This window comes from Oceanicella actignis, assembly GCF_900111545.1.
Taxonomy (GTDB): domain Bacteria; phylum Pseudomonadota; class Alphaproteobacteria; order Rhodobacterales; family Rhodobacteraceae; genus Oceanicella; species Oceanicella actignis.
Genome location: NZ_FOHL01000001.1, coordinates 557559 through 580234, shown reverse-complemented (window position 1 = coordinate 580234; position 22676 = coordinate 557559). Strand labels below are relative to the sequence as shown.

The 22676-nt window shown below is 73.7% G+C and carries 21 protein-coding genes, 1 tRNA gene and 1 other RNA gene; 20 read left to right on the top strand and 3 right to left on the bottom strand.

What is annotated here, in order from left to right; all coding sequences use genetic code 11:
* Window positions 1-279 (top strand): elongation factor Tu (locus BMW67_RS02705; protein WP_483869855.1); only part of this gene is annotated, 279 nt, incomplete at its 5' end.
* 284 nt (window positions 280-563) lie between these two features.
* Here the strand turns inward: BMW67_RS02705 and BMW67_RS02700 are convergent.
* Window positions 564-637 (bottom strand) — tRNA-Gln (locus tag BMW67_RS02700).
* Between the two features lie 117 nt (window positions 638-754).
* Between BMW67_RS02700 and ssrS the strand changes: the two genes are divergently transcribed.
* Together ssrS and BMW67_RS02695 are read left to right on the top strand one after the other, a co-directional pair.
* Window positions 755-913: non-coding RNA, 6S RNA (gene ssrS / locus BMW67_RS16250), on the top strand.
* 108 nt (window positions 914-1021) lie between these two features.
* Window positions 1022-1597: a 5-formyltetrahydrofolate cyclo-ligase gene (locus BMW67_RS02695; RefSeq protein WP_072748189.1), complete on the top strand. Its 576-nt coding sequence runs from the start codon at window positions 1022-1024 to the stop codon at window positions 1595-1597.
* A gap of 3 nt (window positions 1598-1600) precedes the next feature.
* On the opposite strand, the gene BMW67_RS02690 is transcribed toward BMW67_RS02695, so the two are convergent.
* Entirely contained in the window at window positions 1601-2419 is an 819-nt protein-coding gene (locus BMW67_RS02690; protein WP_072748188.1) for a TIGR00282 family metallophosphoesterase, read from the bottom strand.
* A gap of 206 nt (window positions 2420-2625) precedes the next feature.
* On the opposite strand from BMW67_RS02690, the gene BMW67_RS02685 reads away from it, so the two are divergent.
* The 15 genes from BMW67_RS02685 (at window position 2626) to BMW67_RS02615 (ending at window position 18493) form a co-directional block, all read left to right on the top strand.
* Window positions 2626-4341: an SLC13 family permease gene (locus BMW67_RS02685; RefSeq protein ID WP_083581547.1), complete on the top strand. Its 1716-nt coding sequence runs from the start codon at window positions 2626-2628 to the stop codon at window positions 4339-4341.
* A gap of 76 nt (window positions 4342-4417) precedes the next feature.
* Window positions 4418-5164 (top strand): YebC/PmpR family DNA-binding transcriptional regulator, encoded by a 747-nt coding sequence (locus BMW67_RS02680; protein WP_072748186.1) that lies wholly within the window; start codon window positions 4418-4420, stop codon window positions 5162-5164.
* Between the two features lie 90 nt (window positions 5165-5254).
* On the top strand, window positions 5255-5758 hold the full coding sequence (ruvC, locus tag BMW67_RS02675) for a crossover junction endodeoxyribonuclease RuvC (protein WP_072748185.1): 504 nt from the start codon (window positions 5255-5257) through the stop codon (window positions 5756-5758).
* Between the two features lie 26 nt (window positions 5759-5784).
* A complete protein-coding gene (gene ruvA / locus BMW67_RS02670) occupies window positions 5785-6510 on the top strand; it encodes a Holliday junction branch migration protein RuvA (RefSeq protein WP_072748184.1) in 726 nt (241 codons plus the stop codon).
* Between the two features lie 37 nt (window positions 6511-6547).
* Window positions 6548-7591: a Holliday junction branch migration DNA helicase RuvB gene (gene ruvB, locus BMW67_RS02665; protein WP_072748183.1), complete on the top strand. Its 1044-nt coding sequence runs from the start codon at window positions 6548-6550 to the stop codon at window positions 7589-7591.
* A 58-nt stretch (window positions 7592-7649) separates the two neighbouring features.
* The gene (ybgC, locus tag BMW67_RS02660) at window positions 7650-8045 is read left to right on the top strand and encodes a tol-pal system-associated acyl-CoA thioesterase (protein ID WP_072748182.1); all 396 of its coding nucleotides are present in this window, start codon (window positions 7650-7652) and stop codon (window positions 8043-8045) included.
* 187 nt (window positions 8046-8232) lie between these two features.
* Complete coding sequence (tolQ, locus tag BMW67_RS02655; RefSeq protein WP_072748181.1) at window positions 8233-8931, top strand: protein TolQ; 699 nt, start codon at window positions 8233-8235, stop codon at window positions 8929-8931.
* A 3-nt stretch (window positions 8932-8934) separates the two neighbouring features.
* Complete coding sequence (tolR, locus tag BMW67_RS02650; RefSeq protein WP_072748180.1) at window positions 8935-9393, top strand: protein TolR; 459 nt, start codon at window positions 8935-8937, stop codon at window positions 9391-9393.
* Window positions 9390-10655 (top strand): hypothetical protein, encoded by a 1266-nt coding sequence (locus BMW67_RS02645; RefSeq protein ID WP_072748179.1) that lies wholly within the window; start codon window positions 9390-9392, stop codon window positions 10653-10655. The genes tolR and BMW67_RS02645 overlap by 4 nt, the downstream gene beginning before the upstream one ends.
* Window positions 10656-10668: 13 nt before the next feature.
* Window positions 10669-11997: a Tol-Pal system beta propeller repeat protein TolB gene (tolB, locus tag BMW67_RS02640; RefSeq protein ID WP_072748178.1), complete on the top strand. Its 1329-nt coding sequence runs from the start codon at window positions 10669-10671 to the stop codon at window positions 11995-11997.
* 76 nt (window positions 11998-12073) lie between these two features.
* Complete coding sequence (gene pal / locus BMW67_RS02635) at window positions 12074-12604, top strand: peptidoglycan-associated lipoprotein Pal (RefSeq protein ID WP_072748177.1); 531 nt, start codon at window positions 12074-12076, stop codon at window positions 12602-12604.
* A complete protein-coding gene (locus BMW67_RS02630) occupies window positions 12604-13305 on the top strand; it encodes a tetratricopeptide repeat protein (protein WP_072748176.1) in 702 nt (233 codons plus the stop codon). The genes pal and BMW67_RS02630 overlap by 1 nt, the downstream gene beginning before the upstream one ends.
* A complete protein-coding gene (tilS, locus tag BMW67_RS02625) occupies window positions 13302-14573 on the top strand; it encodes a tRNA lysidine(34) synthetase TilS (RefSeq protein WP_072748175.1) in 1272 nt (423 codons plus the stop codon). Before BMW67_RS02630 ends, tilS begins: the two co-directional genes overlap by 4 nt.
* A 761-nt stretch (window positions 14574-15334) precedes the next feature.
* Entirely contained in the window at window positions 15335-17254 is a 1920-nt protein-coding gene (ftsH, locus tag BMW67_RS02620; protein WP_072748174.1) for an ATP-dependent zinc metalloprotease FtsH, read from the top strand.
* A 102-nt stretch (window positions 17255-17356) separates the two neighbouring features.
* Window positions 17357-18493, top strand: a complete 1137-nt coding sequence (locus BMW67_RS02615) for an iron-containing alcohol dehydrogenase (protein WP_072748173.1) — start codon at window positions 17357-17359, stop codon at window positions 18491-18493.
* Between the two features lie 18 nt (window positions 18494-18511).
* Here BMW67_RS02615 and BMW67_RS02610 read toward each other — a convergent pair whose 3' ends face one another.
* The gene (locus BMW67_RS02610; protein WP_072748172.1) at window positions 18512-19534 is read right to left on the bottom strand and encodes a type II CAAX endopeptidase family protein; all 1023 of its coding nucleotides are present in this window, start codon (window positions 19532-19534) and stop codon (window positions 18512-18514) included.
* A gap of 189 nt (window positions 19535-19723) precedes the next feature.
* Between BMW67_RS02610 and ilvD the strand changes: the two genes are divergently transcribed.
* The gene (gene ilvD / locus BMW67_RS02605; RefSeq protein WP_072748171.1) at window positions 19724-21457 is read left to right on the top strand and encodes a dihydroxy-acid dehydratase; all 1734 of its coding nucleotides are present in this window, start codon (window positions 19724-19726) and stop codon (window positions 21455-21457) included.
* Window positions 21457-22302 carry a hypothetical protein gene (locus tag BMW67_RS02600; protein WP_072748170.1) on the top strand — a complete coding sequence of 282 codons (846 nt, stop codon included), beginning with the start codon at window positions 21457-21459 and terminating at the stop codon, window positions 22300-22302. Before ilvD ends, BMW67_RS02600 begins: the two co-directional genes overlap by 1 nt.
* The last annotated feature ends 374 nt before the right edge of the window (window positions 22303-22676 follow it).

Genomic DNA, 22676 nt, shown 5'->3' with positions numbered 1-22676 from the left:
ACCAAGTTCGAGGCCGAGGCCTACATCCTGACCAAGGAGGAGGGCGGCCGCCACACGCCGTTCTTCACCAACTACCGCCCGCAGTTCTACTTCCGCACCACGGACGTGACCGGGACGGTGAAGCTGCCCGAGGGCGTCGAGATGGTGATGCCGGGCGACAACCTGAAGTTCGAGGTCGAGCTGATCGCCCCCATCGCCATGGAGGAGCGCCTGCGCTTCGCCATCCGCGAGGGCGGCCGCACCGTCGGCGCCGGCGTCGTCTCGAAGATCATCGAGTAAGCGCGCCATCCGCGGGGCCGCGAGGCCCCGCCTGGCGCAGCGCCCCGCCGGTTCCGCCGGCGGGGCTTTTTCGTGCGCGCCGTTTGCCGAGGAGGGCCGGCGCCGGGCCCATGCCGCGCCGCCGGTGGCGGATGCTCGCAACGCGATCCGTGCGACGCCGGCGCCGGGCCCACGCCGCGCCCCCCTTCGCCGCCAGGGGGCGCGCATGATTCGCGCGCCACGGCTGGACCGAGGCGCAGAAGTCATCGATGTCAGGATGTCGCTTGGAAAACGCTTGGGCGTTTTGGCTGGGGAACCTGGATTCGAACCAGGACCGACGGAGTCAGAGTCCGCTGTTCTACCGTTAAACTATTCCCCAACGGCGTGTGGCGGCTCAGATATCGGCTGCGGCCGGCAAGGTCAAGAGGGGGCGCGCGAAAAATCCTGCGCGACGGGGCTTTTCGCGCCGCGCCCGGCGGCCTATCTAGACGGCAGGCGGGTTCTGTCCTTCTCGTCAGGGGCCCTAGATCCTGGTGGCCTAAGCATTCTCGCGGGAGCTGGCTCTGCGACTGGCCGTGGCCTATCGCACCTGGCGCCCACCTGGTTATCCAGGCTCGCGAGGATTAGACGCCTCGACGGTCGCGACGGGCCCGCCGCCCCCGATTCCGCCGCTGACGCCGCCCGCGCCGCACATGCCGCGCGGCCGGCGCCGCAGGTCGCTTTCGGCGCAGTCCCGCGCCGCGCAGCAAGGCACCTTCGCTTCATGAACACGCATGATACGCTTGGCCAGCTCAAGGCCGCCGCCCGCGCCGACGCCTTCGCGCGCCGCGCCGCCGCGCATGGCGTCGCGGACCCCGCGCCTGCGCAGCGCGCGCTGATGGCGCTGCTCGAACCGCTCGGCCCGCGCGTGGTCGCCGGCTACATGGCCATGCGCACCGAGATCGACCCGGCCCCGGTCATGGCCGCGCTGCATGCGCGCGGCGCGCGGATCTGCGTGCCGGTGATCGAGGGGCGGGGCCGGCCGCTGCGCTTTCGCGAGTGGACGCCCGACGCGCCCATGGTCCCCGGCCCCTTCGGCGCGCGCGTGCCGGCCGAGGGCGACTGGCTCGAGCCCGACGCGCTGATCGTTCCGCTGGTGGCGTTCGACGGAGGGCTCAACCGGCTGGGCTATGGCGGGGGCTTTTACGACCGCACGCTGGCCGGTCTGCGCGCCGCGCGGCCGACCTTCGCGGCCGGCTTCGCCTACGCCGCCCAGCAGGCCGAGGCGCTGCCGCTCGAGCCGACCGACCAGCCGCTGGACGCCATCGTCACCGAGGCGGGCGTGCTGCGCCGCGGCTGAGGCTCAGAGTTCGGGAAGCGCGGGCGCCAGCTTGCCGCCCACGCGCAGCGGCGCGACGCTGTGGGCAAGGCCGGTGGCGTCGTCGGTCTCGACCACGACGCCCGACAGCGTGGCCTCGCCCGTGGCGGGCTCGAACCGGCCCTTGGGCAGGCCGGTGACGAAGCGGCGCATGGGCTCGTCGGGCTTCATGCCGATGACCGAGTCGTAGTCGCCGCACATGCCCGCATCGGTCATGTAGGCCGTGCCGCGCGGCAGGATCATGGCGTCGGCGGTGGGCACATGGGTGTGCGTGCCCACGACCAGGCTGGCGCGCCCGTCCAGCCAGCGGCCCATGCCCATCTTCTCGGACGTCGCCTCGGCGTGGAAATCGACGATGACGGCGTCCACGCCCCCGCCCAGCGGCGCGGCCCTGAGCGCGGCGTCGAGCGCCGAGAAGGGGTCGTCATAGGGGCGGCTCATGAACACGCGCCCCAGCGCCTGCGCCACGGCCACGCGCCGCCCGCGCGGCGCCTCGAACACGCGAAACCCCGCCCCCGGCGCGGCCTTGGCGATGTTGAGCGGGCGCAGCACGCGCGGCTGGCGCTCGATGTAGGCCAGCATGTCGCGCTGGTCGAAGGCATGGTCGCCCAGCGTGATCGCATCGGCGCCGGCCTCGAGCAGCTTGTCGGCGATCGCGCCGGTCAGGCCCGCGCCCGAGGCGGCGTTCTCGGCATTGACGACCACGAAGTCCAGCTTGAGCCGCTCGCGCAGCTCGGGCAGGCGCGCGGCGACCGCTTCGCGGCCGGCCCGGCCCATGACGTCTCCGAGGAACAGAATTTTCATGCCCTCGGACTAGACCAGCGCGCCCCGCTCCGCAAGCGCCCGCCAGGGGAGGGTGCGCAAGAACGGGTTACACGGCCCGCGCGAGGCGCTAAGTTCGTCCGCCGGCGGCCCGGCCCGGCCGCGCCAGCATCGGGAGAGCGCGAAGCGTGACGAGCTTCTTCATCGACAACGCGGCGGCCCTGGCGTCGCTGCTGGTCGTCGCGGTCATGTTCGCCGCCTTCGTGGCCGAGAAATACCCGGCCGAGGTGGTCGCCATCGCCGGCGTCGCGGCCCTTCTGGCCATGGGCGTGCTGCCCGTGTCGGGGCTGCTCGACGCGGTCGCCAACCCCGCGCCGGTCACCATCGGCGCCATGTTCGTGCTGTCGGGGGCGCTGGTGCGCACCGGCGCGCTCGAAGCGTTCACGCGCTTCGCCTCGCAGCGGGTCGAGTCGCATCCGAACCTGACGCTGGCCTGCTTTGCGCTGTTCACGCTGTTCGCCTCGGCCTTCATGAACAACACGCCGGTCGTGATCGTGCTGATCCCGGTGGCCGTGCGGCTGGGCAAGCGGGTCGGGGCGCCCGCCTCCAGGCTGCTGATCCCGCTCAGCTACGTCGCCATCATGGGCGGCATGTGCACGCTGATCGGAACCTCGACCAACCTCCTGGTCGACGGCGTGGCGCGGGCCGAGGGGCTGGCGCCGTTCACGCTGTTCGAGATCACCCCGCTGGGTCTGGCGTTGGCCGCGTTCGGGCTGCTGTATCTGCGGATCATGGCGCCGCGCCTTCTGCCCGACCGCGAATCGCTGGCCGATTTCCTGACCGACAAGAAGGCGCTGCGCTTCTTCACCGAGGTGGCGGTGCCGCCGGGCTCGCCGGTGATCGGCCAGCCGGTGCTGAAGGTCGACCTGTTCCGCCGCGACGGCATGCGCGTGATCGACGTGCTGCGCGGGGACGAGTCGCTGCGCCGCGACCTGGCCTCGGTGGTGCTGCAGGAGGGCGACCGGGTGGTTCTGCGCACCGGCGTGGACGAGCTGCTGGGCCTGCGCGATTCGCGCGCGCTGGCGATGGTGGACAAGCTGTCCGAGAAGAAGACCGTCACCGTCGAGGCGCTGATCGGGCCGGGCTGCCGGCTGATCGGCCGCACGCTGGGCCAGCTGCGCCTGCGGCGGCGCTACGGCGTCTATCCGCTGGCCGTTCACCGGCGCAACCAGAACGTGGGCACGCAGCTGGACGACGTTTACGTCCGCGTGGGCGACACGCTGCTGCTCGAGGGCGACCCCGAGGACATCAAGCGCCTGGCCGACGATGTGGGGCTGGTCGACATCTCGACCCCGACCGAGCGCCCCTACCGGCGCGACCGCGCGTGGATCGTGCTGATGGCGCTGGCTTTCGTGGTGCTGTCCTCGACGCTCGAGCTGCTGCCCATCGTGGCGGCGGCGATCATCGGCATGGCGGCGGTGCTGATCACGCGCTGCATCGACGCCGACGAGGCCTTCGAGTTCATCGAGGGCCGCCTGCTGGCCCTGATCTTCGCCATGCTGGCCGTCGGCGCGGCGCTGCACGATTCGGGCGCGGTGTCGCTGATCGTGGACGCGCTTGCGCCCAGCTTCCAGGCCATGCCGCCGGCGCTGGTGCTGTGGCTGATCTACCTGATGACCTCGGCCCTGACCGAGATGGTCTCGAACAACGCCGTGGCCGTGGTGGTCACGCCCATCGCCATCGGGGTCGCGCATGCGCTGGGGGTTGATCCGCGGCCCTTCGTGGTGGCGGTGATGATGGCCGCCTCGGCCAGCTTCGCGACGCCGATCGGCTACCAGACCAACACGCTGGTCTATGCGCCGGGCGGCTACCGCTTCACCGATTTCGTGCGCATCGGCCTGCCGCTGAACCTGATGCTGGGGGTTCTGGCCTCGCTGCTGATCCCGCTCATCTGGCCGTTCTGAGCGCGCCGCCGCCTTGACCGCGGGGCGCGCGCTTCCTAAAAGCGCGGGGTTCACCGCACAAGACGAGGGTTCACGCATGGCCGGCCATTCCAAATGGGCGAACATCCAGCACCGCAAGGGTCGCCAGGACGCGGCGCGCTCGAAGCTGTTCTCGAAGCTCGCCAAGGAGATCACCGTCGCCGCCAAGCTGGGCGACCCCGATCCCGACAAGAACCCGCGTCTGCGCCTGGCCGTGCGCGAGGCGCGCGCCAATTCGGTGCCCAAGGACGTCATCCAGCGCGCGATCAACAAGTCGCAGGGCGGCGACGCCGAGAATTACGAGGAGATCCGCTACGAGGGCTACGCCCCCGGCGGCGTGGCGGTGATCGTCGAGGCGCTGACCGACAACCGCAACCGCACGGCCTCGTCGGTGCGCTCGATCTTCTCCAAGCATGGCGGCAATCTGGGCGAGACGGGCTCGGTCGCCTTCATGTTCGACCGCAAGGGGCAGATCGTCTATCCCGCCGCGGCCGGCTCGGCCGACCAGGTCATGGAGGCCGCCATCGAGGCGGGCGCCGAGGACGTGGAATCGGATGACGAGAACCACGTCATCTGGTGCGAGGCCACCGAGCTGGCCGAGGTTTCGGCCGCGCTCGAGGCCAGCCTGGGCGAGGCCGAGACCGCCAAGCTGGTGTGGAAGCCCAACATCACCAACGAGCTCGACCTCGAGGGCGCGCAGAAGGTGATGAAGCTGATCGCCGCGCTCGAGGACGACGACGACGTGCAGAGCGTGACCGCGAATTTCGAGGTCTCGGACGAGGTCATGGCCCAGCTGGCCGGATGAGCCGCGCGCCCCTGTTCCGCGTTCGCCTTTCGTGCTAACCCATCGGTTGCGGGCCGGATCGGGCGCCCGCGGCGGACAGGAGCGGCGCGGATGCGCGTGATCGGCATCGACCCGGGATTGCGGCGAACCGGCTGGGGGGTGGTGGACGTGGCCGGCGCCCGCCTGACCCATGTGGCCAACGGCGTCTGCGCCTCGGAGGGGCCGGACCTGGCCCAGCGTCTGCGCAGCCTTTACGTTCAGCTGACCGAGGTCATCGCGCGCCACGCGCCCGACCAGGCCGCGGTCGAGCACACCTTCGTCAACAAGGACGCCGCCGGCACGCTCAAGCTGGGCCAGGCGCGCGCCATCGCGCTGCTGGCGCCGGCCATGGCGGGCGTGCCCGTGGCCGAATACGCGCCGAACGCGGTGAAGAAGACCGTGGTCGGCGTGGGCCACGCCCAGAAGGCGCAGGTCGAACACATGGTCCGCCTGCAGCTGCCGCGCGCGGACATCGCCGGCCCGGACGCGGCCGACGCGCTGGCCATCGCGCTGTGCCACGCCCATCATGCGCGCTTCGGCGGGCGGCTGGCGCAGGCGCTGGCCGCGGCGCGCTGAAGGGGGACGCTGAAAGGGGACGGGGCATGATCGGCAAGATCACCGGGCGCATCGACCACATCGCCGAGGATCACGTCCTGATCGAGGCGGCGGGCGTGGGCTATGTGATCCATTGCTCGGCGCGCACGCTGCGCCAGCTGCCGCCGGCGGGCGAGGTGGCCGCGCTCTACACAGAGCTGCTGGTGCGCGAGGATCTGATGCAGCTTTTCGGCTTCGCGACCCTGCTGGAGAAGGAATGGCACCGCCTGCTGTGCTCGGTGCAGGGGGTGGGCGCCAAGGCCGCCCTGGCGATTCTGGGCGAGCTGGGCCCCGAAGCCCTGTCGCTGGCCATCGCGGCGGGCGACGCGCGGATGATCCGCGCCGCGCCCGGCGTCGGGCCCAAGCTGGCCGCGCGCGTGGTCAACGAGCTGCGCGACAAGGCGCCGGCGCTCATGCACCGCGCCGCGCCCCCGGCCCGGCCGGCGGCGCCGCCCGTCCCGCCGGCCGAGGGCGCGCCCGAGGCCGCCGACGCGCCCCCGGCCGGAAGCCGCGCGCGCCGCAAGACCGCCGCCAAGTACCCCGCCGCCGCCGAGGCGCGCGCCGCGCAGCTGCGCGCCGCCGAGGCCCGCGCCGCCGCGCTGGCGGCGCTCAGGGGCGTGGGCTTTTCGGCCGCCGAGGCCGCCGCCGCCGTCGCCGAGGCCGCCGATCGGCACGAGGGCGACGAAAAGGCGCTGATCGAGGCGGCGCTGCGCAAGCTGGCGCCGAAGACATGAGCGCGCATTTCCCCGCATCCCGCAAGGCGCCCCGCCGATGAGCCAGACCGACCGCATCGTCAAGCCCGACCCCCTGCCCGACGAGGGCGAGGACCGCGCCCTGCGCCCGCAGAAGCTGGCCGATTTCGTCGGCCAGGCCAAGGAGCGCCGCAATCTCGAGGTCTACATCGAAAGCGCCCGCCGCCGCGGCGGCGCGCTGGATCACGCGCTGTTCTACGGCCCGCCGGGGCTGGGCAAGACGACCCTGGCGCAGATCGTTGCGCGCGAGCTTGGCGTGAACTTCCGCATGACCTCGGGCCCGGTGCTGGCGCGCGCGGGCGACCTTGCCGCCATTCTGACCAATCTCGACGCGGGCGACGTGCTGTTCATCGACGAGATCCACCGCATGAACCCCGTGGTCGAGGAGGTTCTCTACCCCGCCATGGAGGATTTCGCCCTTGACCTCGTGATCGGCGAGGGGCCGGCCGCGCGCACCGTGCGCATCGATCTCAAGCCCTTCACCCTGGTCGGGGCGACGACGCGGCTGGGGCTCTTGAGCACGCCGCTGCGCGACCGTTTCGGCATTCCGGTGCGGCTCGAATTCTATTCGGTCGAAGAGCTGGTCACCATCGTCACGCGCGCGGCGGGGCTGCTGGGCGTGCCGGCCGAGGCCGACGGCGCCGAAGAGATCGCCCGCCGCGCCCGCGGCACGCCGCGCATCGCCAACCGGCTGCTGCGGCGGGTGGTGGATTTCGCCGTGGTCAAGGGCGACGGCCGCATCACCCGCGACATCGCCGACATGGCGCTGACGCAGCTCGGGGTGGATCATCTGGGGCTGGACGGCGCCGACCGGCGTTATCTGCGCCTTCTGGCCGAGCACTACGCCGGCGGCCCGGTCGGGGTCGAGACCATCGCCGCGGCGCTGTCGGAATCGCGCGATGCGCTCGAAGAGGTGATCGAGCCCTTCCTGCTTCAGCAGGGCCTTTTGCAGCGCACCCCGCGCGGGCGCATGCTGGCGCCGCGCGCCTGGCGCCATCTGGGGCTCGAGCCTCCGCGCGACGGCTCGGCCCAGGGCGCCCTGTTCGAGGACGACGCGCCATGAGCGCGCGGACCCCGGCGGCGCGCATCCCGGGCGAAGCGGCAGCATAGGACCGACGCGCATGCACGCCATGGACATCCGCATCTATTACGAGGACGTCGATTTCGGCGGCGTCGTCTATTACGCCAACTACCTGCGCTTTTTCGAGCGCGGCCGGACCGAGGCGCTGCGCGCGTTGGGCGTCGATCAGACCGCGCTCAAGGATGCGGGGCTGGTCTTCGTGGTGCGGCGATTCGAGACCGACTACCTGCGGCCGGCGCGCTTCGACGACCTGATCCGCATCGAGACGCGCGTGCTGCGCGTGGCCGGCGCCTCGGTCGAGATGGCCCAGCGCGCCCTGCGCGAGGGGGTCGAGCTGGCCCTCGCGCGCGCGCGCATCGCCTGCATGACGTTCGACGGGCGGCCCGCCCGCCTGCCGGCCGATCTGCGCGCCGCGCTGGCCGCGCTGGCCGGCTGAGGCGGCGCGCCCGAAAATCGCCGCCTCGGCGCCGCCCGGGCGCCGCGATGCGGGGCGCCGGGCTCTGGTTTCGCGCCGGGCGATGCTCTATCATCCCGCGACAAGGAAGGCGCCGGGCTTGACAACGGCGCCCGGCGGCGCTCAGGGCGCGAGCAGGCCCGCGCGCCGCGAAACATGAGGCAGGCGGATGGAAGCCGATACCCTGGCGGCCGCGCGCGAGCTGGATTTCTCGCTCGTCGCGCTGTTCCTGAGGGCCACGCTGGTCGTGCAGCTGGTGATGGTCCTGCTGATCGTCGCGTCGGTCTGGTCGTGGGCGATCATCATCGCCAAGTCCATGGCCTTCGCCCGGGCGCGGCGGCAGGCGGACGCGTTCGAAGAGGCGTTCTGGTCGGGCCGGCCGCTTGACGAGCTGGCCGAGCGGCTGGGCGACGCGCCCCCCGGCGCGATGGCGCGCGTCTTCGTCGCCGGCATGGCCGAGTGGCGCAAGTCGCACCGCGAGACGGGGCTGATCCCCGGCGCGTTGCAGCGCATCGAGCGCGCCATGCGCGTCGCCGTCAACCGCGAGGCCGAGGCGCTGGAGGCGCGGCTGGGCTTTCTGGCCACGGTCGGCGCCACGGCGCCCTTCGTGGGCCTGTTCGGCACGGTGTGGGGCATCAAGAACAGCTTCGAGGCCATCGCCATGCAGCAGAACACCAATCTGGCCGTGGTCGCGCCCGGCATCGCCGAGGCGCTGGTGGCCACCGCGCTGGGCCTTCTGGCGGCGATCCCCGCGGTGGTGGCCTACAACCGCCTGTCGGCCGAGGCCGACGCGCTGATCGGGCGGATGGAGAATTTCGTGGACGAGTTCGCCGCGATCCTGTCGCGTCAGCTCGAGCTGGAGGGCTGAGCGATGGGCGCGGGGCTGGTCTCGCGGCGGTCGGTGCGCGGGCGGCGGCGCAGCCGTCCCATGTCCGAGATCAACGTCACGCCCTTCGTGGACGTGATGCTGGTGCTGCTGATCATCTTCATGGTCGCCGCGCCGCTTCTGACCGTGGGCGTGCCGCTCGAGCTGCCGCGCACCGCGGCCAACCCCCTGCCCCAGCCCGACGAGCGGCCGCTGACCATCCAGCTGGCCGCCGACGGCCGCGTCTTCGTGCAGGATGAAGAGGTTGACCCCGCGCGTCTGCCCGCCCTTCTGGCCGCGCTGGCGCGCGAGCGCCGCGACGAGAAGGTCTATCTGCGCGCCGATCAGGGCCTGCCCTATGGCCGGGTGATGGAGGTGATGGGCGCGCTCAACGCCGGCGGCTTCCGCTCGATCGGGCTGGTCACCGATCCCGCGGCGCCCGCCTCAGGGGACAAGGCGGGGTGAGCGCGGCGGCGGCTCATGGCGGCCCGGCGCCGGGCGACGAGCCGCTCGGCCGCGCGCTTGCGCTTTCGGCGGGGCTGCACGCGGCGCTGCTCGCGGCGGCCTTGCTGGGCGGCGTGTTCGGCGACCCTCCGCCCGAAGAGCCCATGCGCCTGACCGAGGCCGAGGTGATTTCCGGCGCCGCCTTCGAGGCGGCCCTGTCCAGCGCGCCGGCCGCGCCGGAGGCCGAGCCGCCCGCCCCCCTCGCGCCGCCCGAAGCCGACGCGCCGGCCCAGGCCGCGCCCGCCGATGCGCCGCCCGCCCATGACGCCGCCCGGGACGCCGCCGCGCCCCCCGCCCCCGACGCGGCGCCGGATCTGAGCGCGCTGACCCGCGCCGCCCCGTCGGCCGAAGCGCCACCGCCGCGTCCCGCGCCCGACGCGCCGGCCGAGGCCGCGCCGCCGCCGCGCGGCGTCGCATCCCTGGCGCCGCCCCTGCCGGCGGGGCCGCGCCGCCTCGACGCGCCCGAGCGCCAGGGCCCCGCGCGTCTCGACGCCGCGCCCTCGCGCGCGGCGGCGCGCGTGGCGCCGACGCCGTCCGAGGCGCCGGACAACGCCGCAAGGGCCGAGCGCGCCGTCCCCGACGCCGCGCCCGTTCCGGACGCCCAGACCCCGCCCGAGCCCGCGCGCAAGGCCGCCGCCCCGCCCGAGGCAGCCGACCGCATCGTGACCGAGGCGGACGAGACGTCCGAGCGCCTGGCGCCCGCGCCCGTCGCCATGGCGCCGCCGCAGGGCCGCCCCGACGGCCTGGCGCCCGCGGTCCAACGGCCCGCGCCGCCCCCCCCCGAGCAGACCGCGCCCGCGCAGACCGCGGCGGCCGACGCCCCCGCGTCCGCGCCGAAGGCCGCCTCGGCCCCCGCCAAGGCGGCCGCCGCGGCGCCGGCCGCCCTTCCGGTCGGCCCGCCCCTGACCCGCGCCGAGCTTGACGGCCTGCGCGCGGGCATCGAGAGCCGCTGGCGCAAGGGGCAGATCATGAACATGGCCAATTACGAGGAGCTGATCGTGACCGTGCGCATCACCCTCGACCCCGAGGGCCGCATCGTCGGCGATCCCGAGCCGGTGACCGAGCTGCGCGACGCGCGCTTCCGCCGCGCCTTCGAGTTCGCCGCGCGCGCCCTGCGCCAGGCGGCCCCGTTCCGTCTGCCGCCCGAGAAATACGCGCGCTGGCGCGTCATCGAGGTCACCTTCAACCCCGCCCGCGGCGTGTCGGGCGTCGGTTCGGGATGAGGAGAGGCGAGACATGAGAGCATTCATCGCATCCGTCGCCGCGCTGCTGCTGGTCCTTGCGGCCGCGCCCCAGCTCCGCGCCCAGGACTCGGCGCCGGGGCCGCTGCGGCTCGAGATCAGCGAGGGCGTGATCGAACCCATGCCCATCGCCCTGCCGCCCTTCGGCGGCCCCGACGGCGCCGTGCTGGGCGAGCAGGTGCGCCGCATCGTCAAGCGCGATCTCGAGGATTCGGGCCTGTTCCGCGTGATCGACGAGGCCGCGTATCTCGAGCGCCCCGCCGGCGCGGACATGCGCCCGAACTTCGCCAACTGGGCGATTTTGAACGCCGAGGCGCTGATCGTCGCCGACGCCCAGGTCGAGCCCGACGGCCGCCTCGCGGTGCGCATGCAGCTTTGGGACGTGTTCGGCGAGCGCGCGCTGGGCGACGGGCTGGGCCTGCGCGCCTCGCCCGAGGCCACGCGGCGCGTGGGGCACAAGCTGGCCGACGCCATCCACCTGGCGCTGACCGGCGAGCCCGGCTATTTCGACAGCCGCATCGCCTATGTGGCCGAGACGGGACCCAAGAACGCGCGCGTCAAGCGCATCGCCATCATGGATCAGGACGGCGCGAACCTGCGCTACCTGACCGACGGCCGCGACCTGGTTCTGTCGCCGCGCTTCTCGCCCGACGGGGCCTATCTGGTCTATCTGAGCTACAAGGGCGGCCATCCGCGCGTGCGCATCATGGACGTGCTGACCGGCCGCGACCAGGATCTGGGCGGCTTTCCCGGCATGACCTTCGCGCCGCGCTTCTCGCCCGACGGGCGCAAGGTGCTGCTGTCGCTTGCGCGCGGGGGCGACTCGGACATCTACGAGATGGACCTTGCCAGCCGCGAGATGCGCGCCCTGACCTCGGGCCCGGGCATCAAGACCTCGCCCAGCTATGCGCCGGACGGGCGGCGCATCGTCTTCGAAAGCGACGCGGGCGGCACGCAGCAGCTCTACGTCATGGACCTTGGGGGCGGCGCGCCGCGGCGCATCAGCTTCGGCGAGGGGCGCTACGGCACGCCCGTCTGGTCGCCGCGCGGGGATCTGATCGCCTTCACCAAGATCCTGCGCGGCCGCTTCCATGTCGGCGTCATGCGCCCCGACGGCGCCTCCGAGCGCCTGCTCACCGCCAGCTTCCTGGACGAGGCGCCCGTCTGGTCGCCCAACGGACGGGTCCTGCTGTTCTTCCGCGAAACCCCCGGCCCCAACGGCGCGCCCGCCCTGTGGCGGGTGGACGCGACCGGGCGCAACCTGCGGCGCGTGCCGACCGCGACGCCGGCGTCCGACCCTTCGTGGTCGGCGCTTCTGCCCTGACGCCGCGCCGCCCGGGCGGCGGCGCGGCCCCGAACGAATCCGGGCGCCTGCGCGCCCCACAGGAGGAGATCTCATCATGACCCGATTCAACCTCGTTTCGCGGCTGATCCTCGCCGCGACCCTTTCGGCGGCGCTGGCGGCGTGCTCCAGCGACGAGGCCGCGCGCGGCGGCGCCGATGCGGCGGCGGGCGCCGGCGCCGGCGCCGGCGGCGCGACGGCGGCCGGGCAGCTGGACCCCGGCAGCATCGAGTATTTCCGCACCGCCGTCGGCGACACCGTCTGGTTCGACACCGACAGCGCGGCGCTGAGCGCCGAGGCGCAGGAGACGCTGCGCCGGCAGGCCGACTGGCTGCTGCGCAATCCGGGCATCAACGCCGTGATCGAGGGCCACGCCGACGAACGCGGCACCCGCGATTACAACCTGGCCCTGGGCGCGCGCCGCGCCACGGCGGCCCGCAACTTCCTGATCGGCGAGGGCGTGGCGCCCGAGCGCCTGACCACCGTCAGCTACGGCAAGGAGCGTCCCGTCGCCCTGTGCTCGGACGAAAGCTGCTGGCGCCAGAACCGCCGCGCGGTCACCGTCGCGGCCGGCGCGCCGCTGAGCTGATGGGCGCCCTCATGCGCGCCCTGGCCGGCGCCGGACTGGCGTCGGCCATTCTGGCGGCGGGGCCGGCCGCGGCGCAGCAGGCGGCGGGCGGCGACGCCTACGCCCGCATCCAGAAGCTCGAGGAAGAGATCCGCCGCCTCAACGGGCGCGTCGAGCTGCTCGAGAACCAGCTGCGGCTGATCGCCGAGGATGGCGGGCGGCGCCTGAACGACGTCGAGTTCCGCCTGACCGAGCTCGAAGGCGGCGACGTCTCGGTGGTGGGCGACCCCATCCCCCTAGGCCGCGAGGGCGCCGCCCCCGCCGGCGCGCCCGCCGTCGCGGTGACCGAGCAGGCGGCCTTCGACGCGGCCCGCGCCGCGCTGCAAGAGGGCGACGCGGCCAAGGCCGAGGCGCTGCTGGCCGCCTTTCTGCGCGATTTCGGCGACGGGCCGCTGGCCGACGAGGCGCGCCTCCTGCTGGGGCGCGCGCAGCTGGCGCAGAACAAGCTGCGCCCCGCGGCCGAAACCTTCCTGGCCGCGACCACGGCCGCGCCCGACGGCCCGCTGGTGGCCGAGCACCTGCTCGAGCTGGGGCGCACGCTGGCGCTTCTGGGCCAGCGCGACGAGGCTTGTCTGACCTTTGACGAGCTCTTGCGCCGGCGTCCCGATTCGGCTCCGGCCGAAGCGGCCCGCAAGGAGCGCGAGGGCCTCGGCTGCCCATGACGCCCCCTGACGGGGCGGCGGCGCGCATCGCGGCGCGGCTCGACGCGCTGGCGCGCGGGCCGCTGGGGGTGGCGGTCTCGGGCGGGGGCGACAGCATGGCGCTGGCCGCGGTGGCCGCCGAATGGGGGCGCGCGCGCGGCGTCCGCGTCGAGGCGGCGACCGTCGATCACCGCCTGCGCCCCGAATCGGCCGACGAAGCGGCCTGGACGGCGGCCGCCTGCGCGCGGCTTGGCGTCCGGCACGAGACGCTGGTCTGGCAGGCGCCGCCCGCGCGCGGCAACCTGCCCGCCCAGGCGCGCGAGGCGCGCTACGCCCTGCTTGGCGGATGGGCGGCGCGGCGCGGCCTGGCGGCCGTGGCGTTGGCGCACACCCTCGACGACCAGGCCGAGACGGTGCTGATGCGGCTTGCGCGCGGCTCGGGGGTCGATGGGCTGTCGGGCATGGCCGAGCGGATCGAGCGGCGCGGCATGCTCTGGCTGCGCCCCGCCCTGGCCGAGCGGCGCGCGGCGCTGCGCGGCATCCTGCGCGCGCGCGGCCAGGACTGGATCGAGGACCCCACCAATCGCGACCCCGCCTTCGCCCGCGTGCGCGCGCGCCATGCGCTCGAGGCCCTGGCGCCGCTCGGGCTGGACGCGGTCGGGCTGGCCGCGGCCGCGACGCGCCTGCGCGCCCAGCGCGAGGTGCTCGAGGACGCGGCGCGCGCGCTGGCGGCGCGGGCGCTGCGCGTCGGCCCCGCGGGCGAGGCGCGGATCGACCGCGCGGCCTATGCCGAGGCGCGCGCCGACACGCGCTATCGGCTGCTGGCGGCGACGCTGGCATGGCTGGGCGGCGGGCGGCGGCCGCGGCAGGCGGCGCTCGAGCGCGCGGACGCCGCCATCCTGGCCGCCGCGCCCGGGGTGACCCTGCATGGCTGCATGATCCTGCCCGCCCCGGCGCGCCTGCCCGGCCTGGCGCTTGTCTGCCGCGAGCCGCGCGTCCTGACCGCGCCCGTTCCCGCGCCCGGCCCATGGGAGGGCTGGAGCGCCCCGGGCGCGCCGGCGGATGCCATGATCGGGCCGCTCGGGGCCGAGGGGCTGCGCGCGCTCGAGGCGGCAAGGCGCCGCGGCGAATGGACGGCGCCCGAGGATTGGTCTCGCCTGCCGCGCCCGGCGCGCCTGGCGGCGCCGGCGCTCTGGCGCGCCGGGCGGCTGGCGGCGGCGCCGGGCGCGGGCCATGCGGCCGCGGGCGCCGAGGGCTGGCGCCTGTCGCGCGCGCCGCTGGCGCTCTAGGCGCGCGGGTCTGGCCTCCGGCGGCTGCGAACGCCATCCGGGCGCCCGACGGCGCCGCGGGTGGGATGCGGCGGCTTTGGGTCCAGCGTCGAGGGGCGCAGCGCCCGGCGCCCGGCGCCGCAAGCGTCTGCGCGTGCGCGATGAACGCGCGCCTTGGGCGCCTGCGCTCGGCCCGCGCGGCGCCGGCCCCCGTGGGCTGCAAGCGCCGATGCCGCCTTTGCCGCGCGCCGGTCGGATGTGGCGTCATCGCGCGCCTTGCGACCTTGTCCCCTCGCGCGCGGGGGGGTGTCGAATGCCGCGATCCGCGGTTTGCCGCCCTCGCCCCCACGCACGCGGGGGCGTCGGGAGGTCGGGAGGTCGGGAGAACGAGGCCGTCAATCCCACGCAAAACGACCTCGCTCCCTCGCGCGCGGGGGCGTCGGCCCCCGGGGACGGAAAGCGCCGTTCGGGCCGCCGGGGCCGCGCGCCGGCGGGGCCCGCAGATGCCGCCCTTGCCGCGCGCCGGCCCGGCCCTGGGCCATGGCGCGCCTTGCGGTTTCGCCTCCACGCGCCCTCGGCGTCGAGGCCGGCGCGGCGCATAGTTCGGGCGAATCGCCCCCCGGATATGGTCTTGGCGGGCCGGACATGCGATGATCGCGCCATGCCGCGCCGTTCGGACGCGGCGCCGCGGGCGTTGATTCCGCGCCGCGAGGGAATATCTTGCCGCAAGCGGCCGCCGCCCGGCGTGCGGCGACGGGCTTGCAGCTGACGGAGATCGGATTTTGGGCAACGCGAAGAACCTGGCCTTCTGGGCGGTCGTCATCCTGCTTCTGGTGGCGCTGTTCAGCGTCTTTCAGGACGGCGGCGCAAGCCGCCAGGGCGCGCGGATCACCTTCTCGGACTTCCTCGAAAGCGTCGAGAACAACCAGGTGGCCAGCGTCGTCATCGACGGCGAGCGCATCGCCGGGCGGCTGACCTCGGGGCAGCAGTTCCAGACCGTCCAGCCGCGCAACGCGGACATCCTCGACGACCTGCGCGCCCATGGCGTCGAGATCATGGTCGAGCCGCAGGAAAGCTCGGGCCTGCTCAGCACGCTGGGCTTCTGGCTGCCGATGCTGATCCTGATCGGCGTGTGGATCTTCTTTCTCAACCGCATGCAGGGAGGCGGGCGCGGCGGCGCCATGGGCTTCGGCAAGTCGCGCGCCAAGCTGCTGACCGAGCGCACCGGCAAGGTCACCTTCGACGACGTCGCCGGCATCGACGAGGCCAAGGAGGAGCTGGAAGAGATCGTCGAGTTCCTGCGCAACCCGCAGAAATACTCGCGCCTGGGCGGCAAGATCCCCAAGGGCGCGCTGCTGGTCGGCCCGCCGGGCACCGGCAAGACGCTGCTGGCGCGCGCCATCGCCGGCGAGGCGGGCGTGCCCTTCTTCACCATCTCGGGCTCGGATTTCGTCGAGATGTTCGTGGGCGTAGGCGCCAGCCGCGTGCGCGACATGTTCGAGCAGGCCAAGAAGAACGCCCCCTGCATCGTCTTCATCGACGAGATCGACGCCGTCGGCCGCCACCGCGGCGCCGGCTATGGCGGCGGCAATGACGAGCGCGAGCAGACGCTCAACCAGCTGCTGGTCGAGATGGATGGCTTCGAGGCGAACGAAGGCGTGATCCTGATCGCCGCCACCAACCGTCCCGACGTGCTCGACCCCGCGCTGCTGCGCCCGGGCCGCTTCGACCGGCAGGTGACGGTGCCCAACCCCGACGTGGGCGGGCGCGAGAAGATCCTGCACGTGCATGCGCGCAAGGTGCCGCTGGCGCCGAACGTGGATCTGAAGGTCATCGCGCGCGGCACGCCCGGCTTCTCGGGCGCGGATCTTGCGAACCTGGTCAACGAGGCCGCGCTGACCGCCGCGCGCCTGGGCAAGCGCCTTGTGACCATGGAGGATTTCGAGACCGCCAAGGACAAGATCATGATGGGCGCCGAGCGGCGCTCGATGGTCATGACCGAGGACGAGAAGCGCCTGACCGCCTATCACGAGGCGGGTCACGCCATCGTCGGACTGAACGTGCCCCAGCACGACCCCATCCACAAGGCCACCATCATCCCGCGCGGCCGCGCGCTGGGCCTTGTGCTGTCGCTGCCCGAGCGCGACCACCTGTCGGTGTCCAAGACCAAGTATGAGTCCAAGATCGCCATGGCCATGGGCGGCAAGGTGGCCGAAGAGCTGGTCTTCGGCCCCGAGAACGTGACCTCGGGCGCGGCCTCCGACATCCAGCAGGTCACCCGCATCGCCCGCGCCATGGTCACGCAGTTCGGCATGTCCGAGCGCCTCGGGAACATCGACTACGCCAACGAGCAGCAGAGCTTCCTCGGCGCCTACCAGGCGCCGGCGCACATCTCGCCCGAGACGCAGGAGATCATCGACGAAGAGGTGCGCCGCATCGTCGATCAGGGCTACGAGACGGCCAAGCGCATCCTGACCGAGAAGCGCGAGGATCTCGAGCGTCTGGCCCAGGGCCTGCTGGAATACGAGACCCTGACGGGCGACGAGATCCACAAGGTGCTGCGCGGCGAGCCGCTCGACCGTTCGGACGACGGCGGCGCGCCGCCCGCGCCCGAGGGCTCTGCGCCGGGCGTGGTCTCGATTCCCAAGGCGGGCAAGCGCCCGCGCGACGACGGCGGCATGGCGCCTCAGCCCCAGGGCTGAGGGCCGCCGCCCCTCCGCGCCCCGCCGCGCCGCTGGACGGCGGCGGCGCGGCGATCTAGGCTTCGCCCGATTGCGAAACGGTTTTCCGCGTCGGAGGAGCCCATGACCCCCTTCACCTTCCGCACCACCCCCGCCATCCTGTCCGAGCCGGGGGCCACGGCGCGCATCGGCGCGCTGGCGGCCGATCTGGGCGTGACCCGCGCCGCCTTCGTCACCGACCGCATGATCCTGGATCTGGGCCTGGCGCAGCCGGCGCTGGACGGTCTGGCGGCGGCGGGCATCGAGGCGACGGTGTTTTCCGACGTGGTCGCCGATCCGCCCGAAGAGGTGGTTCTGGGCGCCGTCGCGCGCGCGCGCGAGGCCGGCTGCGACGGCGTGGTGTCGGTGGGCGGGGGCTCGTCCATGGATACGGCCAAGCTGGTCGCGCTGCTGCTGGTCAGCGACCAGCCGCTCGAGCAGATCTACGGCGTCGATCAGGCGCGCGGCCGCCGCGCGCCGCTGATCCTGGCGCCGACCACGGCGGGCACGGGGTCCGAGGTCACGCCCATCTCGATCGTCACCACCGGCCAGGCCGAGAAGAAGGGCGTGGTCGCGCCGCAGCTTCTGCCCGACTGGGCGGTGCTGGACGCCGACCTGACGCTGGGCCTGCCGCGCGAGGTCACGGCCGCCACGGGCGTGGACGCCATGGTTCACGCGATCGAGGCCTACACCAGCCGTCACCGCAAGAACCCCGTCTCGGACGCGCTGGCGCGCGAGGCGCTGCGCCTTCTGGGCGCGAACATTCGCCGCGTGTGCGACAACCCGCGCGACCGCGAGGCGCGCGCGGCCATGCTGCTGGGCTCGATGCTGGCGGGGCAGGCCTTCGCCAACGCGCCGGTGGCGGCGGTCCATGCGCTGGCCTATCCGCTGGGCGGGCATTTCCATGTGCCGCACGGGCTGTCCAACTGCCTGGTGCTGCCGCATGTGCTCGAATACAACATGCCGGCCGCCGAGGCCCTTTACGCCGAGCTTGCTCCCATCGTCTTCGAGGGCGCGCGCGGCGCGGCCGATCTGGTCGAGGGGTTCCGCCGCCTTGCGCCCGAGATCGGGCTGAAGGCGCGGCTGTCCGAGGTCGGGGTGGGCCACAACCACCTGCCCATGCTGGCCGAGGACGCGATGAAGCAGACGCGGCTTCTGGTCAACAACCCGCGCGAGATGACGCTGGAGGCCGCGCGGGCGATCTACGAGGCGGCGCTCTGAGCGCCCGCGCCGAAGGCGCTAGGGGCGCTCGGGCGGGGCGGGGCGGGGCGTCGCCTCGCCCGGCGCGTAGATCTTCATGGGAAGCGGCTCGGCCGGGCGTCCGGCCGACTGCGTGGCGCGCTTGTGCGCCTTCCACTCGCGCAGGAATCGCAGATCCATGCGCGCCATGAAGACCGTCGCGCCCAGGAACATCACCGCGATGTAGGTGTAGATGGCGGCGCGCGCGTCCATGCCGGGCGGGTAGACGAACAGGGCCAGCCCGCTCAGATGCCGCTCGGGCGAGACGATCAGCAGGTTGACCAGATTCGTGCCCAGATGCAGCCCGATCGCCCCGCCCAGATTCGCCGTGCGCGAGGTGACGGCGGCCATGACCAGGCCGAACACGAAGTGATACCAGCTGATCCCGAGCGGACCCGCCGCCGCCGGATGGGCCATGGCGAACAGCGCCGAGGGCAGCACCGACCACCCCAGGATCGACCAGGTGCGCGCCGCGATCTGCTGCAGCAGATAGCCGCGGAAGAACAGCTCCTCGGCGGCCGCCTGAATGAAGATCATCGGCGCCGCCGCCAGCGCCAGCGGCGCCCAGACCCCGAGCGGCGCCAGCGCGAAGGTCTCGGGGCCATGCCGGTGCAGGATCGGCAGCCAGGCCAGCGCCCCGACCCCGAGCGAAATGCCCAGCCCGATTCGGAAGTGGCGCCAGTTCACCCGCCCGTCCGGCCCGAACAGCGTCGCGCCCGGGCGCCGGTGCAGCACGCGCACCACCAGCCACAGCGCGGGCCATACGCCCAGAAAACCGACCAGCGTGCCCAGCATGTCCGCCGCCCCGGGCGGGATCAGCGTCGCCAGCGGCCCGCCCTCGGCCATGGCGGCGAAAAAGCCGCGCCGCGCCAGCGCGCCGAAGCCGATCGCCAGCCCCGCCGCCAGCGCCGCGCCCAGCGCCGTGCGCCAAAGCTCGGCCCGCGCCTGCGCCGGCGCGCTGAAGGCGCGCAGCGGGTGCACGAAGGGCCGGGGCGGCGGCGATGGCGGGGTCTGGCTGCTCACGAGGCGCAAACTAGCGCCGGCCCCCCGGCGCGTCCATGCCCCCCGGCGCGCTTGCGCCGGCGCGCGCGCTTGTCTAAGCCTTTTCGGGCCCGGACGGCCCGACGCCGCCGGGGCGGCGCGCCCGGCCGCGGCTTTTCCCGCGGCGGCGCCGGCGCGCCGGTCTCAAGCCTGCCCATGGGGAACGCCGCGATGGACGCCAAGACCGACCTCAAGAACCGCCTGCCCAGCCGCCATGTGACCGAGGGACCGGCCCGTGCGCCGCATCGCTCGTATTACTACGCCATGGGCATGACCGATGAGGAGATCCACCGCCCCTTCGTCGGCGTCGCCACCTGCTGGAACGAGGCCGCGCCGTGCAACATCGCCCTCAACCGCCAGGCCCAGGCGGTCAAGCAGGGCGTGAAGGAGGCCCACGGCACGCCGCGCGAGTTCACGACCATCACCGTCACCGACGGTATCGCCATGGGGCATGAGGGCATGCGCTCGTCCCTCGCCTCGCGCGAGGCGATCGCCGACACGGTCGAGCTGACCATGCGCGGCCATTGCTACGACGCGCTGGTCGGGCTGGCCGGCTGCGACAAGTCGCTGCCGGGCATGATGATGGCCATGGTGCGGCTGAACGTGCCGTCGGTCTTCATCTATGGCGGCTCGATCCTGCCGGGGCGGCTCGACGGGCGCGACGTGACCGTGCAGGACGTGTTCGAGGCGGTCGGCCAGCACCAGGCCGGGCAGCTGTCGACCTGCGAGCTCGAAAAGCTCGAGCGCGTCGCCTGCCCCTCGGCCGGCGCCTGCGGCGGGCAGTTCACCGCCAACACCATGGCCTGCGTGTCCGAGGCGATCGGCCTTGCGCTGCTCAACTCGTCCGGGGCGCCCGCGCCCTATGAAAGCCGCGACCAGTATGCCGAGGCCTCGGGCCGCGCGGTGATGAACCTGATCGAGAAGAACATTCGCGCGCGCGACATCGTCACGCGCAAGGCGCTCGAGAACGCCGCGCGCGTGGTCGCCTGCACCGGCGGCTCGACCAATGCCGGCCTGCACCTGCCGGCCATCGCGCACGAGGCGGGCATCGACTTCACGCTGTTCGACGTGTGCGACATCTTCCGCGACACGCCCTACTTCGTCGATCTCAAGCCCGGCGGCCGCTATGTGGCCAAGGATCTTTACGAGGCCGGCGGCGTGCCCGTCATCCTCAAGGAGCTGCGCAAGGCCGGCCTTCTGCACGAAGACTGCATGACCGTCTCGGGCCGCACCCTGGGCGAGGAGCTGGACGAGATCGCGCGCGAGGCGGACGGGCGCGTGATCCATCCCGTCAGCAACCCCATCTCGAAGACCGGCGGCGTGGTCGGGCTGAAGGGCAACCTCGCCCCCGAGGGCGCCATCGTGAAGATCGCCGGCATGAGCGAGGATCAGCTGCGCTTCACCGGCCCCGCCCGCGTCTTCGAATGCGAAGAGGATGCCTTCGCCGCCGTGCAGAACCGCGAATACAAGGAAGGCGACGTGATCGTCATCCGCAACGAGGGCCCCGCCGGCGGCCCCGGCATGCGCGAGATGCTGGCCACCACCGCCGCGCTTTCGGGGCAGGGCATGGGCAAGAAGGTGGCGCTGATCACCGACGGGCGCTTCTCGGGCGCCACGCGCGGCTTCTGCGTGGGGCATGTGGGCCCCGAGGCGGCGCATGGCGGCCCCATCGCGCTGCTGCGCGACGGCGACATGATCACCCTCGACGCCGTCAAGGGCGAGATCTCGGTCGATCTGTCGGACGAGGAGCTGGAGCGCCGCCGCGCCGAGTGGAAGGGCCCGCGCGAGACGATCTACGCCTCGGGCGCGCTGTGGAAATACGCCCAGCTGGTCGGCAAGACCTATCTCGGCGCCGTCACCCATCCGGGCGCGAAGGCCGAGAAGCACGTCTACGCCGACCTCTGATGCATGACCATCACGGACGCCGCCGCCTTCGCGCGGCGGCCGCGGCGGCGGCGCTGACGGCCGCCGCCTTCGTTTGGGGCTGCGCGGCGCCCCCGCCGGGCGCGCCGGGCCGCGGCGGCGCGCCGGCCGCCGACCCGGCGCTTTTGACGGCGGGCGGCGCGCGCGTGCGCATCGATCCGCCCGAGGGGTTCTGCCTTGACCCGGCCTCGGCCGTCAGCGGCCCGCAGGGCGCCTTCGTCATGATGCAGGGCTGCGGCGACGATGACGAGCGCCCCGCGCAGGTGCTGCTGGTGTCGCTGGGCGCGGGGCCGATATTCGCCGCGCCCGAGCAGGACCGGGCGGCGCGGGCCGCGGCGCTGGATGCGCTCGAGGCTTTCGTGCAGACGCCCGAGGGGCGCGTGTCGGCCGGCATGGGCGGCCCCGCGGATCGGGTCGAGATCCTGGCGATGCGCCGCGCGGGCGACAGCCTGTTCGTGCTGGTGCGCGACGAGGAAAACCCCTTCGCCCGCGCCATGGGCGAGCGTTTCTGGCGCGCCTTCACGCAGCTGGGCGGTCGCGCGGCGGTGGTGTCCAGCGGCGTCTTCGGCGCGGGTCCGCTGGACGACGACCGCTTGCTGATCCGTCTGGCGCGGGCGGTGGTCGCGCTCAAGCGCGCGAATGGCGATCCGATCTCGGCGGATGAGCGCGAACTGGCCGAGGCCGAAGCCGCGCCGGCCATGCGCCCCGCCCCCGATTCCATCGCCGATTCCATCGCCGTTCCGGCCTCGCGCCCCGCGCGCCGCACGGTCGCCGGCCGGGGCGGCCCGCCGGCCGCGCCCATGCCCCGGGCGCGCCCCGCCGTCTGATCGCGGGGGGCTGATCGGGGGTGTCTGATCGGGGGGGCGCTGCCGCAAAGCGGCGGAACTGCGCCGCGCCGCGCGGATGGCGCGGACGGGGCCCACGCTTGCGTGCGAGGCCGCATTCCCGACGCGCGCGGCGGCGGGTCCGTCCGGCCAGGGCCGCCGCGCCGCGGGCCGGCGCCGCGGGCCGGCGGCGTGGGGCGGGAGTTGGGGCGGTGATTGGGGCGCGGCTGGGCGGAGCGTCGCCCGATCCGCGCGCGGGGCGGATGCCCGGCCCTGCGCATGGCCCGCCGCCCCGAGGCGCGCCGCCGCACGGCCCTGCCGAGCGGGGCGCGCAGGGGGCTTGCGCAGGTGACGTCGCCCCGGCGGCCTTGCGCCGC

What these genes read in the sequence shown, in the direction of transcription:
- BMW67_RS02695 (WP_072748189.1), top strand. Translation starts at nt 1,022, where the DNA reads ATGAACACGCATGATACGCTTGGCCAGCTCAAGGCCGCCGCCCGCGCC.
- BMW67_RS02690 (WP_072748188.1), bottom strand. Translation starts at nt 2,419, where the DNA reads ATGAAAATTCTGTTCCTCGGAGACGTCATGGGCCGGGCCGGCCGCGAA.
- BMW67_RS02685 (WP_083581547.1), top strand. Translation starts at nt 2,626, where the DNA reads ATGTTCGCCGCCTTCGTGGCCGAGAAATACCCGGCCGAGGTGGTCGCC.
- BMW67_RS02680 (WP_072748186.1), top strand. Translation starts at nt 4,418, where the DNA reads ATGGCCGGCCATTCCAAATGGGCGAACATCCAGCACCGCAAGGGTCGC.
- ruvC (WP_072748185.1), top strand. Translation starts at nt 5,255, where the DNA reads ATGCGCGTGATCGGCATCGACCCGGGATTGCGGCGAACCGGCTGGGGG.
- ruvA (WP_072748184.1), top strand. Translation starts at nt 5,785, where the DNA reads ATGATCGGCAAGATCACCGGGCGCATCGACCACATCGCCGAGGATCAC.
- ruvB (WP_072748183.1), top strand. Translation starts at nt 6,548, where the DNA reads ATGAGCCAGACCGACCGCATCGTCAAGCCCGACCCCCTGCCCGACGAG.
- ybgC (WP_072748182.1), top strand. Translation starts at nt 7,650, where the DNA reads ATGCACGCCATGGACATCCGCATCTATTACGAGGACGTCGATTTCGGC.
- tolQ (WP_072748181.1), top strand. Translation starts at nt 8,233, where the DNA reads ATGGAAGCCGATACCCTGGCGGCCGCGCGCGAGCTGGATTTCTCGCTC.
- tolR (WP_072748180.1), top strand. Translation starts at nt 8,935, where the DNA reads ATGGGCGCGGGGCTGGTCTCGCGGCGGTCGGTGCGCGGGCGGCGGCGC.
- tolB (WP_072748178.1), top strand. Translation starts at nt 10,669, where the DNA reads ATGAGAGCATTCATCGCATCCGTCGCCGCGCTGCTGCTGGTCCTTGCG.
- pal (WP_072748177.1), top strand. Translation starts at nt 12,074, where the DNA reads ATGACCCGATTCAACCTCGTTTCGCGGCTGATCCTCGCCGCGACCCTT.
- BMW67_RS02630 (WP_072748176.1), top strand. Translation starts at nt 12,604, where the DNA reads ATGGGCGCCCTCATGCGCGCCCTGGCCGGCGCCGGACTGGCGTCGGCC.
- tilS (WP_072748175.1), top strand. Translation starts at nt 13,302, where the DNA reads ATGACGCCCCCTGACGGGGCGGCGGCGCGCATCGCGGCGCGGCTCGAC.
- BMW67_RS02615 (WP_072748173.1), top strand. Translation starts at nt 17,357, where the DNA reads ATGACCCCCTTCACCTTCCGCACCACCCCCGCCATCCTGTCCGAGCCG.
- ilvD (WP_072748171.1), top strand. Translation starts at nt 19,724, where the DNA reads ATGGACGCCAAGACCGACCTCAAGAACCGCCTGCCCAGCCGCCATGTG.
- BMW67_RS02600 (WP_072748170.1), top strand. Translation starts at nt 21,457, where the DNA reads ATGCATGACCATCACGGACGCCGCCGCCTTCGCGCGGCGGCCGCGGCG.